Raw genomic sequence first — 17286 nt, forward strand, 5'->3', positions numbered from 1 at the left:
GTGCGAGCGGTTAGGGTTTGAACCAGCAGAGTGGTCGCTGACCTTTTTGAAAGCCTGAAGATACAGTGCATGTACCTTGACGATAGTCTCGGTCATTGAGTTCCGCATTGAGATCAGCCGTGCAGATTGAGCCTTGAAAGTAAGTGTCGAGTCGGCATTGCGTTCCAGGATGTGCGTCGTCCGTGGCTGCGACTACTTTTTGGTCCGGGGTATTGAACAGGGCCGGAGTGGTTTCCTTTTTTAAATCCTTAAAGAGCTCTGCTGTCGACATTCCACCCATGGAGGCGCGAGCACAGAGTGCCTGTTCTTCGGGGGACTGAAATTGAGCGGCGCATTCTGACAAAAGATAAGGGTCGAGATTGCTGTTTTGAACCCATGCGAGGTTATCAGCAGGCGTAAATACGCGGCGCAAGCATTTAAGAACCGCAAAATAGTCGCTCTGCCCCTCGTTACTTGCCCATGAATTAAACCAGCCATCACTGACCTTCGGCGTTCCCCCAATGTGATGTCCAACTTCATGGCAGGCAACCAGTGCAAAGCCCTCCGTGGTGATAGCAGGGTGGCGAGCGAGACCGCCATACATGTTCACGACCCAGGTGCTGCCGTAGCGCATGGCTGAGGCGTTTACAGTCCCATCGCTCCACAAGCGGCGAATTTGAAGAGTGCCTCCTTTTGCGGCGGCGATAGGAGCATAGACAGCTTCAACAGCGTTAAGAACTGAATTGAAATCGGTCTCAGTCAGTCCGCCAGCGGCGGCGCCCACAGGAATATTCATCGTATTTTCTTCGACAAACCCAGCACAGAGTGTTTGAGGAAAGTCGAAACCAAGACCAATACCCACTCCTCCAAGCCAAGCGAATAGAAACAAAATCCGTTTTGTTATCATGTGCGAGTCCTTTCTAGAACTGGCTAATTCTTATTGTTTGTTCTAGCATAGGCAGCGCAAAGCTATACGGGAAGAGGATTTCAGGAAGCAGGTCCCAAATTGGAACTAATCTAGACAAGAGTCCCGAGAGGGGATGGTCGAGTTCCGAATAAAATTAATAGGGAACCAATCAGTGGGAGGAAGTTGGCGACGAGGAGGAGCGACGTTCACGGGCTTTCATTCCCGAGTGGTTTTTCCAGTTGTAGGCAGAGTCACTCAAATAACGTTGCTGCCAAGCATCCCATCGTTGTCTTGGAAGTCGCTGTAGGACACGACCTTGAGAATCAAAAATGTTATTTTCTTTGCCGAATAAGAAATTTAAAAGCTTGCCCATATTCCTCACTTCTTGCAGTAATATAGCCATTTGAGGCCCAAAAATCAAATGATCAAGTGATCATATAATCAAGTAACGGCGATGATGCGTCTTTTAAAATTAAGGCTAAAGCTAAAGTTAAAGGTGAAGCCACTGTTGGGTGGTCGGGAGGAGTAAAGTGGAGAAACTCTTTGGAAATGCTGACAATGGGATCAGGCATTATGTGCAGAATTTATTGAAGGCAGAAGATGCCGTCCTGGCAGCAGCGCGAAAAGAGTGTCTGTTATCAGGGATGCCTGATATCCAGGTCAGCGAATTTGATGGACGTCATTTGGAGGTTTTGGTCCGAATGGCAAATGCAAAAAAAGCTGTCGAGATCGGAACTTTGGGGGGATATTCGGGGATTTTTTTGATTCGTGGGATGGGTCCAAATGGTCATTTGTATACCTTTGAACTCAGCCCCGCTCATGCTCAAGTCGCTCATCGTAATTTCAAGGCCGCGGGTCTTGAAGGTCAAGTTACGCAATACGTAGGGCCGGCTCTTGAAAATCTGAAAAGCATTGAAAGCGAAGGGCCTTTTGATTTGGTTTTTATTGATGCTGACAAGGCAAGCTATCCTCAATATCTGGATTGGGCAGAAAAAAATCTTCGTACGGGGGGAGCTGTGATTGGAGACAACAGTTTTGCCTTTGGGCGAATTGGGGCTTGCCTTCCAGGTCAGGAGGAATCGTCTTCAGTCCTTGCGATGCGTGAGTTTAATGCAAGGCTTGCGAGTTCCGTTCAATTTTGCACAACGATTTTTCCGACGGGTGAAGGGCTCACCGTCGGAGTGAAAATCTCGTAGAAATCAGATGGATAGGAAAATAGAGCTATAGATTCTGTCCCCACCGTTTTCCTGTGATGTAGCGGGTGAAGTATCCTTCGATTTTTTCCTCGGTGGCCGTCGAAGCAATGTAGACTTTTCCGTTGTGCTCAACCACTTGACCTCCTGCCATCGCTACGGGAACTGCTCCGATTTCCAAAGAAGGGATCTCGATCTTTAAGCCGTATTGGCTAAATCGTTTCAAGACATTTTCAACTCTCTGTTTTACCAGATAAAATTGCGCAATTGTCGGTCTATTATGAGTAAAAAAGACCAGCCTGCCGGAGATTTCAAAAACTTCAAAATAATCAAGCAAACCTGATTCAATTTGATCGTCAGTCGCTTTTATTGAAATGTAAAGCCTTCCGTTATGGCTGACAACCTGTCCTCCATCCATTTTTAGAGGTGCAAGGCCAATCTCTGCGGTTTCCACTTTCGGCTCAAAGTGATGGTTTAGAATCTCGCTGAGGATTGTGCTGACTCGTCCTTTGGCAAGAGCAAACTCAGCGATCGTTGGATTGTTATGAGCAAAAAAAAGCAATTTGAGTTGGCGTTTATGGGCATATAAAAATTGACTGGAAAAATAGGTTTGATACTCGTTGGAGTCAGGGGCTTCTCGAGCATTCCCTGAAAATGAAAGAAAAAGACCATTGACTGACAAAGCCAACAACAAAAGGCGATATTTTATTTTGACCACAATGTCCCCCGTTAATTCCTTATGGACAGTCAATAAAATATGAGCAAATCCGTCAACTGGTTTGAAATGATTTTTTCAAGATGCGAGATTTCTCGGATGATCTCGGCTCGGAGCTCGGCTCAGCGAAAAAGAAAGTGAATTGTGATTCTCTGGCCGTTGGGTCCGTTGATTGAAACACGGATGGCCTCGTCGTTGATCTCTTCTGCGAGGACATCTGCTTTCCACGAGGCAATACTGATCAGCTTTTGAATCCATGAATCAATGGATTCTTTGGAGCCAAATTCGCTTTCAGAATAAATCGCACCCAGATGAAAATAGAAGTTCAAATCCGTTCCACTTTTCATTGTGGCCTCTAATGCATGAAGTGTAGCGGTAAACAAACAGAGTCCGCAGAACCCTCCCATAAAGTGGACCTTTGAGGCTTTAAAATCTAAGGAAAACTCTCCTCCCTCCGAGTAATAAAGCGCCGTTGCTTCATCGAAAAGATCTTTGCTTTTCAGGAAAAAGCGATCAGAGGTTATAACCCATCGAGGCATGTTATGAAATTGAGGATCCTCCCGCAGTCTTCGGGCCGACTCATCTTGCAAATGACCCATTTGGTGGACGATCAGGATCACTGCGTCGGCGCTTGCCAGGTTGGTCCAAGAATTCATGTTTGATGGCTTGTGGCCACCTTGAAGGATTCTTTGCTTCTTGAGTATCGTCATTTCCTTAAGTGGCCTTCGGTGTATAGAAAAGAGTCTTCGGAAGTAACCTCTTTCGGGTGGAATGCCTAAGTGGGCTCCCAATAGTCTGCCACAGGTCGATTGAATCGGACCGTGTGGGGGGTCCACCATAAAGAAATGCTGTCCAGCTAGAGCCTGCGGTGCAGTGAGAGAAACCAGAAGGAGAGTCTCAAGGAGAGGGGCGAGTAGACTTTTGACCACCCCTTGAGAAATCATGATTTCATGCTTATTCAAAAATGGTTCCTCGCTTTGGAAACATTTCGCCGACGGCCTCGTTCGAGAAATTTTTGAACGAATTCATCGGGAACACCCACCTCCAGAAGAGCTCGGGCCGCCCCCTCATACATCGGAGCAAGATCAGAATTAGAACCCGGTAAGAGACGATAATTATCTACGTGCATATTTGCAAATGGACTTTCAGATTCATCTCCTAGTTTTGTCGTCTCAGGATTGTGAGTAGAGGTGATGCTTAACACCCCCGTCTTATTCAGAGCTTCACTGAGAAAGACACTTTCAAAATCTGCTCTGATTTGTGCAATAGTTCCTGGTGCAATTTCATCCATTAGGACCAGCTGATAGGGGTCTTGAGAGGCTCTTGGATAAACTCCTCGCCAGAGTTCTCGCACTTCTGCCATAAAAAGGCTATCACCCACAGAAGGATTGTCTTCTGGGTGCAGATAGACGATGAGCCCCATAGGAGTCAACTGCATAGACTTCGCTGGAACCGGCAGGCCCATTTGAGCAAGAGTTAGGAGTTGTCCCACCATTCTCAGAGCCGTTGATTTGCCCTGGGCATTTGGTCCTGTCACAATAAGATGCCTCTTGCCATTTAATCCGATTTGAACGGAGTTTGGAATGGACTTGGCCTCTCCGTCTATCTCATCCTGAAGAGTTCGTAGCGAGTGTCCCTCTTCAATCGAAAGGACAGGTCCACTTGAAACTTTGGGATCGATAAATTGAGGAAACATCGTCCACTTCTTTTCAATAGCATGTTGTGCAAGCTCATAATACATAATGAGCTCACTAAAAGCGTCTATCAAAAGGGAAAGTCGTTGTCCAAGGCGCAAGGACGAGTCTCCATCCCCTGCAAGGGTCTTTCTGCTACCTCCGCGCCTCATCGATTCCCAGCCACTGGCTCGTTCAACGAGGTTTTCATGAGTCAAAAGATCTTCTGAAGTTATGATTTGTTGAATCCATTCACCAGTCGCTCCCCCTTTTTTATCACCAGAAACGGATTCTAGAATCCAAAGAATTTGCCTCAGCCTCGGAGATTTTACTTTTTCCTCTTTCAGAATATCCAAAATTTCCAAAACATCCTTAAAAAACTGAATGCGTCTTTGTAAGTTATTTTGAGCGGCACCTACCATTCCGCTCAATTTCAGAGGCGCTTCTGGATTTCTCCGAAGAACTTCATGAATCTCTTCTTCTCCAGGCGGCCGAAAGAGAATCGCAGCCGATTTTGGTTCAGGGTGGTGATACTCGTCATCATCGAAGGCGCTTTTTAGCCAATCCTTAGTTTCAGGCTTTTCTATCATTTTCTTTAATTTGGCTAAAAGAGAACCAGCCGTCATTAATTCCTTCAGAGCGCCCTGACGCAGCTTCAGCTCTGTTACATCAGTGAACGGAGCCTGAATTAAAGTATTGATACGGAATTTGGTGCGCAATTTAGATGGAAAATCAAGCGCTCCCATATCCATCGCTGTATAGGTTTTGCTTCCAATATCTCCTTTTGGAAAAAACCATGTTCTTGTAGCCCCTCTTGTCTCAGGACTTTGCTCATCTGTCTTGCTGGGTCGGATTTCTGGACCATCATATCTCGAGTACGCATCGAAATAGGCTTCCTTCTTCGGAGGTCTTCTGCTGTCTTTCCTCAAATAGGAAATAATCTGACGTCTCTGACTTCCTGAAAGGAGCGACTCTGCGCAAGTTGGAGCAGCCTCAGCGCCTTGTGGGCGAGTGACGAATCCGATGATAAATACCAAAATGAGTGAAAAAATAGTTTGATTTAACATAATTGTCGAACACAATGCGCAAAGTGTGCCATGAGATAAGGGAGGAGTCCGGTGAGACTCTGGTCGACTTTGAGGGACATAATTGCCGCATTTCAGGCCAAAGAGAAGGCCGGTAAGCAAGGAGTGACCCTCTTTGGATCCAATAGCGACAAATTAGAGCCCTAGTGAATCTGGCATACTTCTCGCAGTTCGAAGGTCCATGGGGCAGTTTTCATTCTACCTTTTCGCGCTTTTGATTGCGGTCACCGTAGCGTCACCGCAGGTATTCGCTCATGTTAAGTGCATCAAGATGTGTAAAAGTACTGAGCTTGGAACACCAAAGGTGATTGATGAAGCCACGATTGAAAGAGAAGTCGAAATTATTTGGTACCCAAATTCACAATACTTTCCAGTCACTCACACAGAACTTGTGGTCGATGGAACACTTTGGAGTGGTTTTTTTGGTTATCAAATGGAAGGAGAATCTGTTGATCGAGAACGTGCTGCCAAAATTGGCGGCAGAGGATTCCTCTCATTTCATTTAAAAGTGACTGATTCCGAGCTTCACCGAATTCAAAAATATCTAAAGGAAAATAGTGGTAAGTTCAAACTCCAATTCTGTGTCTCTGCTGTATGCAATGCTGTTACAAAGAATTCTGGAATTGTAATTCCATTTCCATTTTCCCAGGTCCCCACCTTGGCGGTAGCCTATCTTGGGTTAGTGCAGAAGCTCGGATATAAGAGGGTCACGAAAATTGAATGGGTAGGACAACGAAAACTAGGTAAGTTTTTGAGTATTCAACCGTTCTTTGAATCGTGGATGGCCTATGCATTCGGGAGGCTTACTGTTGGATTTTTGATTTCTGGATTCGACCATGCACACAGATTTATTGAGACCTTGATTCCGGTCCTTTCATCGATGGGTTTGGGTCAAAATCAAAATTTACTTTTACCCACAACGGAACAAACCATTTTTCTTCGAATATGCAATCATACTCAGAAAAAGTGCCAGAAGTCGCTCATTTTTCCCATGGAGCCTGCCTGATCAGGCGCTATTGTGCGCCTGAAGACCGCCTGACTGTTGTCGGTTGAGCAATTCTGTCCCCTGATTGAATCTGATTCCAAGACTCACGGAGCGATTTTAAGTCGTCGTTGTTTAGCTTGATTTGTCTTCCATCCGGAAAAACAGCGTAACTTTCAGGATCCAATCCAATCGATTTGTCTTTGGGATCCCGAACCAGTCCAAACTTAACCGATCGGCAGTTGAACCCTGAGGATTCTGAGACGTCGCCATTAACGAGGATTTGCCTACTGGGTGCTTTTTCTCTCTCGAACTTATCAACGGCGTCTCGCACCACTGAGGATTTACTGAGTCCGCATAAACGGTTAGCGTCAGGAGAACTGTCGTTGATTTTTACTAGACTGGTGACAGGTGGATTTTCACCTTTCCCTTGTGCTTTCGGACCAGTCGCCGCTGGATATGTCTGACTTGGGAGTGCGGCAAACAAGCTATTTTTAAAAATCTCATCTGGAATTTCATTCAGAAGGTCTGCGACGGAAAGGGCTATGACTTTTCCATATGAAGTACGACGCATTTTCGGATCCATAATCCAAGAAGCTTCTATGCCTTCTGTTAGAGCCACGCGGATAGCCATTTCTGATAGATCAGGGGATAGGACTTTTAATCTCTCGAAGAAGATCCTCAGGCTCTCTATTGATGACCGCAGATTAGTTTGCGCCTGTATTTTATCAGCCTCCCACTCTTCGTCACGAAAAAATTGGTGATCTGACTCCCGCTTTAGAGTCGACACGTTCGCATGTATCTCCGCAAGAAATGATTTAATCGAATCTTTTACTTCTACTTCGAAACGCGGCATCATACTCCCTGGCATTCCAGCAAAAAGACCTTCTTCCTTAGTCAATTTTAATCCAGTTTTCCAGCTTAAAGGCACTCTTCTCCTGATCCCTTCTAGGTAGAAATCCCAAGCCTGAACATACATACTAGAGGTTCCCCGATTCGGATCAAAATATGGCCAAGCCTTAGTGAGATTATACATCAGTCTGGATTCCGCGACCTCCGCCTCGGTAACAAGCAATTTAGTAGCCTCTGCAGAGGGAATTACATATATTTGGCAAACCAGGGAGCCAAAAAACAATACCTGCCACGGTCCCATCCACCAACTGGGCACTTGAAAAACGGAGCTAAAATAACCTTTTCGAATTCCTACTTTTTTTCCTGATCTTGATGGCATAGTATTTTCACCCTTTTCTTCTGAGGAAATTCTCTTACGCCCCCTAAAGTTGCAAAATACGTTCCCGGCAATGGCTCGATTGTCGAGTCAAGAGACATGAATTTAATGACGGATGTTCAATACTTATGCACGCATCTCCTTTGTTTAATATTCCCACCTTTGTTACTACTAAGCGATTCTGTCCGGGTCCAATTACCAAGGGAAAATGACCTCTTTTTGTTTCATTGTGCGACACTCCCTGATCTGATTTTAGCCACTTATGTCAGGGCGGTTGTTAGCGGAGGGATAGGTCATGGGGTCACAGGATTTACTCGTTTCAAAAGTGATAGTCATAGGTGAAGCAAACAATGTGACTCGATTTGAAGCAGAAACTCTTTTGTAGGTCTCGGGTCGAACATTAAGGCGTTACTTAACAAATTAACGGGAAGAGCGCCTTGATTCGACATGGGAATAAGGGGCGTGCGCCAAAGAACAAATTGGCATCGGAATCAAAAATGTCGAGTGGAATATGTCATGATGGAAAAGTATTTCGATTTCAACATGGTTCATGTCCTCGAAAAGTTGCATGTGGAAGGTATCAATCTCAAACGCGAAACTTTTCGGAGCTGGTGTCATGAAATAGGATTGGTCAAAAGAGTAAAGAAGCGTCGGGTGAAGCCACGCTATGAACGCACCAGGATGTCTCAGTCGGTCCTTTTAATCCAAATGGAACGGCAGCCACCATAGATGGTTTGATAATCGGGAAACATGTCTTATTGCGGCCATCGACGACGCAATCAGTGCAAATGATGTAGCAAACCAATGAATACCTCAAAACCGTCTATCTCCCTCATCAGCATAGCCCACGATACTCTCTGAGACTGCACAATTTGAAGGCTGCCTGCCAAGCACTTCCGGGGCACTGTAAGCTTGAAGAGATCTTCTGCATCAAAGATACAGAGTTGTTAATCGGGATCACGTCATTGGTCTCGGTGGAGAAAAATATCTGATCGCTGACCAACTGAAATTTTCAATCTACAACCAAAGAATCGAAATCCGCTCTCAAAAACCTGCGCAATGGCAGTGATATTTTGCAGGTCGACCGATCCGGGTTAAATTGATCGAAAAGTTCAAAAAAATGATCGCATGACTATCCCTCAGATAGCACCCTCCGGATCTTGTTGCCTCACCATCAGCCAGGGATTCAGCAACTATTAGATTGAGTGCCGGATTCTAAGAAATGGTGTAAATCGAAAAATTTGAATTTGCTCCGGCACAGGCTTGTGAGGAAAATCTTCAGTTTGCAGCAAGCTGGGTACTTCTCCGAGATATAATTTATCATAAAAATAAGTTTGATTTTGAGAAAAAAATAGGGTGAGTAGTCAAGACCACATTGTTTCATACATCAAATGTCTGCGGGATCTGATCCCAGGAGGCTCTTCTATGAACTCTTCTCTCTATTCCATTCTCCTTTGTGGGATTTTTATAAGCTTTGTCGCTTCCTTGGCCAGTATTCAAAGCCATGCCGAGGAAGCTTCTTCCGCAGTAGAAGTGGATCAAAGCTGCGGCCCTTCCTATATCACCCAAGTGGCAACTACAGGAGATGGACACTTTGTGGCTTTAACAGAGCGACTTTGCTCTCCGATTTCATCGGAGAGCTCTTTATCTCCAAAAAACCGAATTGAGAGCGTGCAATTGGTAGTTTTTGATTCTGACGGAAAGCGCGAGAAAAACTGGGATGTGACAAGTCTTTTTGTTGGGTCTGGAAGGTCCCCCAAGGATCAACTGGAACCCCTCAGCCCTCAGATTAAAATTTTCAGTGGCGCGGGCGCGGATCAATTTTTTATTGTGTCTAATGGCGGGACTCGGATCTATACAGCTAACACCCAAGGAGTTTTGCAGTCATTCTATTTGGATAATCCGCCAAACAATGAATTCTTCACTTTGTTCAGCAATAACATGATGTGCTATTCAGCTCATTATCAAATTGAAGAACTCAAATCTTTCCGATCCCCCGATAGCCAAGTTTGGCTGGTTGGTAAAGGATTTGCTGTGGGTAACGACTGTCTGAATACTAAAACAAACAAAAGAATGAAGGAATGGCGCGAGGCCGTTATCTTGAGTAATTCATTGATGTCGTCATCTGAGAAGAAGGGCGATGACGTCAAGGTAGCGCTCTCGGAGGCTCCATCGTCATTTTCACAGGTCTTTGTGCTCTATCCTAATTATGATGATGAGAGTGCTCGGGTATTTGGTGGGTTGGGAATAGATTGGCCCACCTCAGTCGGTCCAACCAATCCCAGGCCCAGCTTTCAGACCTTGGTTGACAATGGTTTCTCAGGAATCTTGGTTGTGCCAGCAGATAGTAGCAGTTATTCGAATAGGCTTGAAATGGTAAATCGCAAATGCGGCGAAGGCGGATCTACTCGTGAAAGCTGGTCCTGGTGCGGACAAGAAAAGAATTATCAGGCAGGTCCGAATTCCCTCCGACAGTTTTTTCCCTTGAGTATAACTGTAAAAGAAAGTGTTAGTTATAAATTGATAAAGAGCAGTGACACTATTGGGTATCTTTTCGGGCCTTATTTTTATCCTCCAAGGTCGATGGAATTCGTTCATCGGCATGGTCTGGCCTCCGAGGGGCAATGGATAACTGCTTCTCTTGGATTGAAAATGAAACCCAACATTTCGCAAGCTCTAAGTGATCAAGACTATCAAGTTGATGCCCGCATCTTTCTTCCCGATTACCCATTGAGAAAAAATCGTTGGAATTTACCGATATTGAAACATCTCCTAACTGCTACTTCCCGTTACAGCAAAGATTTCGACGTGGATATTTTTGAAGATCCTGCAGCCGTTTTTGTATTGTTGAAATATACTGATGGACCGAGCGATGACTTTGCTCCCCTTAATCTAGAATTAAATATCAATGTAGCCGCTAATTCCAAGGATGCGGGAGAGATATCAGAAAATGCCAATGAAGAATCTGATGATAAAGATCAAAAGGCGTCTCCGCCGGTATTCGAAAAAGTGACTTCGGATTTTAACTTGGTACGCTTCATCAAGACTGAGCAAGGGCTGGAGGTTGACAGGGGCTTTTCAGCTCAACTTTCTCAATCCTTGGAGGGAGCAATGTCACGAATCACCGCTGCAGCTATTGGAGACAACGGGGTTCTTTTTCTGGCAGGCATATCTGCAGACGGGAAAAGAAGTGTCCGGTTGGTAAAAACGAAGTGATCTCGGCTGATCTTCCTATTTGTGAGCGCCGCCAAATTCATCCGCAAGACAGGTTCACGCAAGAGTCAATGAAATCGAGTCCGCGCTCTTCATCAACATGTTTGCCTCGGATTTTTTCATAGATTGAAACTCTACGTTCAAAGCACTTTTCGCTGGCATCAGCAAAGGCCTCGTTAGCCGTCGCACCTCTTCCGATTATTGTGCCAACGTCTCCCGACTCATATTTGCACTGAAAAGTTTTTGGAGTTGAATTGGATGGATGGCCGTCGGAGTGCTCGCCTGCAGGTCGCGCTGCCGCTCGATAACTTGCGGCAAGAATCAGTAAGACCGAGAAAAAACCATAAATGTATTTCATTACAATGCTCCTCTTTATAGAGCTTTTGAAGAGCAAGAGCTAAGCCATAAGAACTTTACCTCAGCTTCGTAACTGGCTGAAAATATTGACTTAAATCGAATCAAAAAAATAATTAACCAAGCATCTATAGAATTTTGACCAGGATGACAAAATGGGCTTGCAGGTTGAATAGATCTTAAACATAGCTGCTGCAGAATGGCTCAGAAAAATATAAGACAACAAACTTAGTAAAGAGTGGCATGAGCGAGGCGAAAGGCGACGACGAGAAGGTGGCCATCTTTGATGTGACGTCGATTCCGAATAAGGTCAGCTAGATCAACCCAAACAAGAGGGGTGTTGGTTTTCGCTGGAAATGCGGAAGGGTCAACCTCGACGACAACGGGATAGACAATTTCAGGAGCTAAACCGGGAGTAGGGTGGTAGGCTCCGCCGAGACCATAGGTGCGACGAACCCTTAGCCCAAAATCACTTTGTACATGCGATTTAACGAATTCGATTCCAGATTCAAGAGTGGTGATCTCTTTAGGAATCCTCCATGCAGGATTGACTGCGATGTCGGAATAGCCCTCGTTTAATTGTATACCGGGTAAATTTCGCGTCTCAATTCCGACAAAAATATTATTTCCCATTCGAAAGCTGGGAATAACTGAGATCACAGAATTGCTGAACTTCTTAGGGACGATATATTCCCTTTCGGTTGTAAGGATTGTATTTCCCTGTTGATCAAAGTCAGAGAATTGCCCAGTTCGAACTTCAAGAAATTGACCAAAATTTCTAAGATCGACCTCTTGAAAGACTCGGGCCCTGCGTCGCGGAGACAGTACGTCAAAAGCAGATTTGATACGAGACTTTCGGTAGTCAGGGTTATCAATAAGACTAATCTCTTCTCCAATCCATAAGCCAATACTCTGTCTTTCATCAAGCAGAAGATTGTAGGTTGCAATCTCCATTCTCGAGTCGAGAATGGAGCCCGCCTGTGAAGCTCTTAAAAGTTGAGTGGCTTCGATGGGTCTTATCGCGCCTAATGAGGACAAGCCAGACTCATTTTTCTTCGGATAGTGGAGACTAAATTTTCGTTTTTTAATTGGAATTGCGACGGACGTGACTCTTTCAGTCACTAAGGCCGGACTCGTATAGAAAGTATAAGTCTGATCTGAACCTGCTCGCAACAACTGATCGGGTCCTATTCCCATGCGGCTTTGGAGTTCGCGTTCTATCTCTGCAGCTTGAGCCTGATCGTGCGTCCGAACAAAACTAAGGGGCTCAAATGAATAGCCCTTTGTGCTGGCCCCATTTAATAATTCATCTGATTTTACAGCAGTGAGAATGGGCCTCGGATAGGCTTGATGGCCATAAACGAAGAGCTGTCCCTTTCGCTTAAAGAATGGAAGTACATCAATTGTATCGTGGGGACGACCAACGACGTCATAGATTTCGCCAGTTCTTAGCTGCTGCATGGCTCTGACAGAAAGGAATTTAGGGTCTTTGGTCACCTGGTGACTTGTTTCATCTATTCGAGTCGCTTCGTCATCTCGAATTTTTTCGCCTACGATGACATAATTGGTGGCGGGAAAGGGAAGAGTTTTGCCATCCAAGGTTTGGAGGGAAAACTTATTTTTAAACCGGTTTGCTATGATCCATGGATTGAATATTGGAGAAGATAGGACCACCCGAAACCCTGCCTTTAGGAGTGCATTTTCAAATTCAGACTGAGAAAAATAGGTGTACTCTTCCTGGATTTCAGCAAAGTAGCTCTCTCGATAGTCTTTTCGAAGAATAAATTCGACAGCATCCCGATGGCTCATCCGATACCTTCGCCGTTGACTCTGCCCATCCTTGACGATCGGTGTGACTTGATAGGGGACGCCTGAATTTGGGTGTTGGCTATTTCTAAAATCAGTTGCAAATCGCTCGAATAATGCAGCAGTGGAGAGGTGCTCGCTATCGCCAATTTCAGTTCCATCATCAGTTGGCAAATCAAGAAAAACTTCAGCTGGTCCTGGAGACATAACAAAATCTCTAAGAATAAAAATATCACCATATCTGAGTTGTTTGTGAATTTCCCAAATAGCTTTCTTGACGTGAGATGTATCGAAAGGAGCCCCGTCTCCGTAACTCGTCAGGTGATGACCTACCGAAGACATAAAAACAGCGTTCAAGGAATTCGCAGGAAAAGCGGAATCTTCGGCATTTCCGACGAGAAAATCTAAATTTGGTAGAGCGTAGTGCTCTTTGGCGTGGTTCACCATTTTTTCATCAAGATCCACTCCAATGACTTGGGAATCTGGATACAAAAGAGCCAAATCCCTTGCGGCAACTCCTGATCCAGTTCCGAGGTCCACGATATGGCCAGGGTGTGCAAGGGCCGCAAAGGCGGACTTTTGAAGAGAGCTTTTCTCCATTTTCGCAATGTAGGCAGTTAAATCCTCATGGAGATGCGGTTTTGAATTTGCTGTGCTTTGCTTAGGAGTGCTCTGCTCTGATTTAACCTGCTCAGGTTTGCGCTGCTCAGCTTTGCTCCGGAGGATATTTCCTTCCTCTGAGATAACTCCGAGGCAGGTTCCTGCGTAACATAAATTATATGAGTAGAGAGATACCAAGGTTCCAAAATAAAGAAGGGTTTTGAGGTAGTTCATTTCTATTTCGTGGTCTGTAGGCTTTTGAAGGCCGTTGCGTAATAGAAAATCTGCTTGACCATGGAGAAGAGACCATTGGCACGGCTAGGCGAAAGATTGGAGGTAAAACCCAGATCCTTAATAAACTGCGGAGGAGTGGAAAGAATTTCGTCAGGTAAAGAGTTAGAATATACCCTTAAGAGCAGAGCAACGAGACCCCTGACAATCAGGGCGTCGCTGTCGGCTTGAAACTGTATTCTCCCATTTTCATCGGTGTAGGCATACAGCCATACCTGGCTCTGGCAGCCTTTTACTTTGTAATCATCCAGTCTCTTGTCTTCGGGAAATTCCGGAAGAGTTTTTCCTATTTCAATGAGGCGGCGATATTTTTCTTCCCAAGTCTGAATTTGGCTGAATTCCGCTTTCAATTCATCTTGGCGCGTTATCAAATCGACCATTGCTTATCTATACCTAGACAGAAGGTCTCGTCACGAATTACTTAGCGGCATCAAAAAAAAACGGAAATTCGGCCTCTATTTTATCGTGGCATGGACTCGATGGGAATCCTCATTGTCTTCAAGTGCTTCCAGCAGAGTCGAAACTTCAGTAAGTTGCTCTTCGCTCAGAGCCGTGTAGTTCTTTGCTTTGTAACTGAGCTCAGATGTTGTTATGCCCCAATTCCTTGATTGGAGAGCGGTTCGAATGGCATCCAATTCTTCGGGAGAACCATAGAAGCTATATCCTTCCTCTGGGTTTCCATCGACTTCGTTGGCTCCCGCTTCAATGGCCTCCTCTTCTGGATCTCCAATGTTTTCCTTTGTTCCCTCTACCAGACTCACTCGATCAAACATCCAAGCCACACTTCCAGTTTCTCCCATGTGGCCGCCGTACTTACGAAAGAGGTTACGGATTTCGGTAACAGTGCGATTTTTATTGTCAGTCTGACATTCAACCATGATTCCTACATTGTGAGGCCCATATCCTTCATAGAGAGTCTCTTCAAATTGGGCCGCATCCGAATCCTGTCCTGAACCTTTGCGAATAGCTCGTTCAATTGTGTCTTTTGGGCAACTTTGAGTTTTAGCTTGTGCGACAGCGAGAGACAATCGGGCATTGTACTGCGGGTCCGGCCCGCCAAGGCGAGCTGCAACTGAGATTTCGCGAGCTAGCTTTGTAAATAGAGCTCCTTTTTTAGCTGCGATAGCTGCTTTTGCAGGATTTTTCCAACTCTTTCCCATAATCGGCACCTCAGTGTTGTGGACTTTTTCAATTATAAATATCTATCAAAATTTTTCAAAAATTTTGTACAAAATACGCCTCATGAAGCTCCCATCATTGCGAGGTGAGTACAAAAAATCAAGTCTTCAGGGTTTTTCATTTGGACCCAAATAGCGCCATTGGCCTTCCTTTAAGTTCCCCAAGCGTATTTTTCCGATTCGCACTCGCTTTAAAGAAGCTACTTCCAGATTGACAAGCTGGCACATCCGCCGAATCTGACGTTTTCGACCTTCTCGCAAAACAAATTGGAGAAGACCTGGCTGGAGTTCTTTGACCTGCGCCGGTTTTAGTTTTCTACCGTCAAGCTCTAAGCCAAAAGCGAGCTGGGCTAACTTTTCGGAGTTGATTTGGCCACGCACTCGGACCAAATACTCTTTATCAATGGCACTTAGGGCGCCGATAACGGTCTTTGCGAGCACTCCATCTTGAGTCAAAAGAAGCAATCCTTTCGAATCAATATCTAGGCGGCCAGCGGAGGCGAGTCCTCGTCGATGAGAAGGGTGGAATTTATGCACACGGCGATTTTCACGTTCTTGATTTTCAGGTTCAATCAGGTCGGTCGCCAATCTGTAATCTTTTTCAGTGGGACTAGATAAATATCCAATGGGTTTATTCAAAATAATAGAAACTTTTTTACTGAGAGTTTGGGTCGCTTCTTTTTTCAGAACGATCTCAGCCTGTGGAGATACTTTTGTTCCCAGTTCGCTTATAATTTTTCCATCTGCAAGGACCCAACCCTTCGCAATGAGTTCGTCCGCCTCACGACGTGAGCAGATTCCGCGATTTGCCATGAGTTTAGAAAGGCGAATTGGTTCGTCGGTCATAGTTGATCCAGTGGGGAATTCACGTCCCATTTCGATGGGGTCAATATACAGATTTGGGTCGAATTATGGGTCATTCCAGGAATCTACGGGCTGAATTAGAAAAAATCATCAAATACTTTAATACATTGATTACAATTAACATTATCAGTGAATTTTCTAATCAAGGTGATGATTTGAAATGAAACAAAATGTAGTACGTCATAGGAAATCTGCAATTGTCCGGGTCTATAGCTTATTGGAACTCGTCCAAGCCTTTTCATTGGTGGCCGGGGTTTTGACAGTGCTGGGGGTTTTCATCTATTTGTTGGTGGCAAATACCTGAAGGTGGCCGGAAGGATAATTGCTTAGATGAGGGAGATCCCTCCATCGACGGTGAGGATGGAGCCCGTCGTCCACGATGCCCCCTCAGATCCAAGGAAATAAACACTTTGGGCTATTTCTTCGGGAGTTCCCACTCGTCCCAATGGCTGAAGTTTATCCATGTATTTTTTGTCTTCAGGAGACCACTTGCCATGGAGGGGAGTTTCAACAATGCCTGGTGCCACCGCATTCACGTGGATTTTTTTACTTGCCAACTCCAAAGCAAGGGATTTCGTCCAGTTAAGAAGAGCGGATTTGAGAGCCGAATAGCTGGAAGTGTTTTCTATTGGGTTTATGGCCAGATTCGAGGAGACATTAACAATGTAGGCTGGCGCAGCAGGGTACATCAGGGGCAGGAGGGCTTGGGTCAAGATGACGGGGCCAAGCAAATGCACATTAAAACTCTCCTGCCATTCGCTTCGGGTTGAGTCAACAAAGGGCGCTCTTTTGATCAAGCCTGCATTGTGAATAAGACACTTAAGCGTCTTGCCTTTTTGGGAGCTCAAAATATTCCGGCTGATTTTCTCTATTTGATCCAAGTCATTGAGATCACATGGAAATATCTGAGATTTTCCCTCGAGACATTGAGAAACTGTCTCCAATTTTTTTGGATTTCGACCCAGAAGCCAGACCTCAAAACCTTTCGAAGAATAGAGTTTTGCTATTTCTGTTCCTATGCCACTGCCTGCGCCCGTTACAAGTACACAGTTTTCCACGAATGAGCTCCTTAGGTTTTTCCCAGGGCCAGAGGTCCTGGTTTCCTCGCCCGATTTTTATATTGAGATTAGTATTAAGAATTCGAGCTCTGTCAAGGAATCCTGTGGGAATCCAAAAAACTCGTAGGAAAAGGACTTGGATGATCAAAGAGGTGAGGGT

The 17286-nt window shown here is 45.1% G+C and carries 14 protein-coding genes; 3 read left to right on the forward strand and 11 right to left on the reverse strand.

What is annotated here, in order from left to right; translation table 11 throughout:
* Positions 1 to 10 precede the first annotated feature (10 nt).
* Positions 11 to 775, reverse strand: a complete 765-nt coding sequence (locus tag IPL83_02760) for a hypothetical protein (GenBank protein MBK9038076.1) — start codon at positions 773 to 775, stop codon at positions 11 to 13.
* 755 nt (positions 776 to 1530) lie between these two features.
* Here IPL83_02760 and IPL83_02765 point away from each other — a divergent pair.
* Positions 1531 to 2082, forward strand: a complete 552-nt coding sequence (locus IPL83_02765) for an O-methyltransferase (protein MBK9038077.1) — start codon at positions 1531 to 1533, stop codon at positions 2080 to 2082.
* Positions 2083 to 2107: 25 nt separating this feature from the next.
* Here IPL83_02765 and IPL83_02770 read toward each other — a convergent pair whose 3' ends face one another.
* The 3 genes from IPL83_02770 to IPL83_02780 form a co-directional block, all read right to left on the reverse strand.
* Positions 2108 to 2797, reverse strand: coding sequence for a hypothetical protein (locus IPL83_02770; GenBank protein ID MBK9038078.1), 690 nt, complete (start codon positions 2795 to 2797; stop codon positions 2108 to 2110).
* Positions 2798 to 2916: 119 nt separating this feature from the next.
* On the reverse strand, positions 2917 to 3756 hold the full coding sequence (locus IPL83_02775) for a hypothetical protein (protein MBK9038079.1): 840 nt from the start codon (positions 3754 to 3756) through the stop codon (positions 2917 to 2919).
* Positions 3753 to 5534, reverse strand: coding sequence for a hypothetical protein (locus tag IPL83_02780; protein MBK9038080.1), 1782 nt, complete (start codon positions 5532 to 5534; stop codon positions 3753 to 3755). Before IPL83_02780 ends, IPL83_02775 begins: the two co-directional genes overlap by 4 nt.
* 199 nt (positions 5535 to 5733) lie before the next feature.
* On the opposite strand from IPL83_02780, the gene IPL83_02785 reads away from it, so the two are divergent.
* Positions 5734 to 6558: a hypothetical protein gene (locus IPL83_02785; GenBank protein MBK9038081.1), complete on the forward strand. Its 825-nt coding sequence runs from the start codon at positions 5734 to 5736 to the stop codon at positions 6556 to 6558.
* Between the two features lie 7 nt (positions 6559 to 6565).
* On the opposite strand, the gene IPL83_02790 is transcribed toward IPL83_02785, so the two are convergent.
* Complete coding sequence (locus IPL83_02790) at positions 6566 to 7765, reverse strand: hypothetical protein (protein ID MBK9038082.1); 1200 nt, start codon at positions 7763 to 7765, stop codon at positions 6566 to 6568.
* A gap of 1422 nt (positions 7766 to 9187) precedes the next feature.
* Between IPL83_02790 and IPL83_02795 the strand changes: the two genes are divergently transcribed.
* Entirely contained in the window at positions 9188 to 10978 is a 1791-nt protein-coding gene (locus IPL83_02795) for a hypothetical protein (GenBank protein MBK9038083.1), read from the forward strand.
* A gap of 37 nt (positions 10979 to 11015) precedes the next feature.
* Here the strand turns inward: IPL83_02795 and IPL83_02800 are convergent, their stop codons facing one another.
* From IPL83_02800 to IPL83_02825, 6 genes are all read right to left on the reverse strand, one after another.
* Complete coding sequence (locus IPL83_02800; protein ID MBK9038084.1) at positions 11016 to 11333, reverse strand: hypothetical protein; 318 nt, start codon at positions 11331 to 11333, stop codon at positions 11016 to 11018.
* A gap of 224 nt (positions 11334 to 11557) precedes the next feature.
* On the reverse strand, positions 11558 to 13969 hold the full coding sequence (locus IPL83_02805) for a methyltransferase domain-containing protein (GenBank protein ID MBK9038085.1): 2412 nt from the start codon (positions 13967 to 13969) through the stop codon (positions 11558 to 11560).
* Between the two features lie 2 nt (positions 13970 to 13971).
* On the reverse strand, positions 13972 to 14406 hold the full coding sequence (locus IPL83_02810) for a SufE family protein (protein MBK9038086.1): 435 nt from the start codon (positions 14404 to 14406) through the stop codon (positions 13972 to 13974).
* Positions 14407 to 14481: 75 nt separating this feature from the next.
* Positions 14482 to 15186 (reverse strand): YebC/PmpR family DNA-binding transcriptional regulator, encoded by a 705-nt coding sequence (locus IPL83_02815; GenBank protein ID MBK9038087.1) that lies wholly within the window; start codon positions 15184 to 15186, stop codon positions 14482 to 14484.
* Positions 15187 to 15312: 126 nt separating this feature from the next.
* A complete protein-coding gene (locus tag IPL83_02820; protein MBK9038088.1) occupies positions 15313 to 16050 on the reverse strand; it encodes an rRNA pseudouridine synthase in 738 nt (245 codons plus the stop codon).
* 344 nt (positions 16051 to 16394) lie between these two features.
* Positions 16395 to 17126, reverse strand: a complete 732-nt coding sequence (locus IPL83_02825; protein MBK9038089.1) for an SDR family oxidoreductase — start codon at positions 17124 to 17126, stop codon at positions 16395 to 16397.
* Between the last annotated feature and the right edge of the window lie 160 nt (positions 17127 to 17286).

This window comes from Bdellovibrionales bacterium (assembly GCA_016716765.1).
Lineage (GTDB): Bacteria > Bdellovibrionota > Bdellovibrionia > Bdellovibrionales > UBA1609 > JADJVA01.

Coding starts and splice junctions, on each gene's coding strand:
- IPL83_02760 (MBK9038076.1), bottom strand. CDS start 775: ATGAATATTCCTGTGGGCGCCGCCGCTGGCGGACTGACTGAGACCGAT.
- IPL83_02765 (MBK9038077.1), top strand. CDS start 1,531: ATGCCTGATATCCAGGTCAGCGAATTTGATGGACGTCATTTGGAGGTT.
- IPL83_02780 (MBK9038080.1), bottom strand. CDS start 5,534: ATGTTAAATCAAACTATTTTTTCACTCATTTTGGTATTTATCATCGGA.
- IPL83_02785 (MBK9038081.1), top strand. CDS start 5,734: ATGGGGCAGTTTTCATTCTACCTTTTCGCGCTTTTGATTGCGGTCACC.
- IPL83_02790 (MBK9038082.1), bottom strand. CDS start 7,765: ATGCCATCAAGATCAGGAAAAAAAGTAGGAATTCGAAAAGGTTATTTT.
- IPL83_02795 (MBK9038083.1), top strand. CDS start 9,188: ATGAACTCTTCTCTCTATTCCATTCTCCTTTGTGGGATTTTTATAAGC.
- IPL83_02800 (MBK9038084.1), bottom strand. CDS start 11,333: ATGAAATACATTTATGGTTTTTTCTCGGTCTTACTGATTCTTGCCGCA.
- IPL83_02805 (MBK9038085.1), bottom strand. CDS start 13,969: ATGAACTACCTCAAAACCCTTCTTTATTTTGGAACCTTGGTATCTCTC.
- IPL83_02810 (MBK9038086.1), bottom strand. CDS start 14,406: ATGGTCGATTTGATAACGCGCCAAGATGAATTGAAAGCGGAATTCAGC.
- IPL83_02815 (MBK9038087.1), bottom strand. CDS start 15,186: ATGGGAAAGAGTTGGAAAAATCCTGCAAAAGCAGCTATCGCAGCTAAA.
- IPL83_02820 (MBK9038088.1), bottom strand. CDS start 16,050: ATGACCGACGAACCAATTCGCCTTTCTAAACTCATGGCAAATCGCGGA.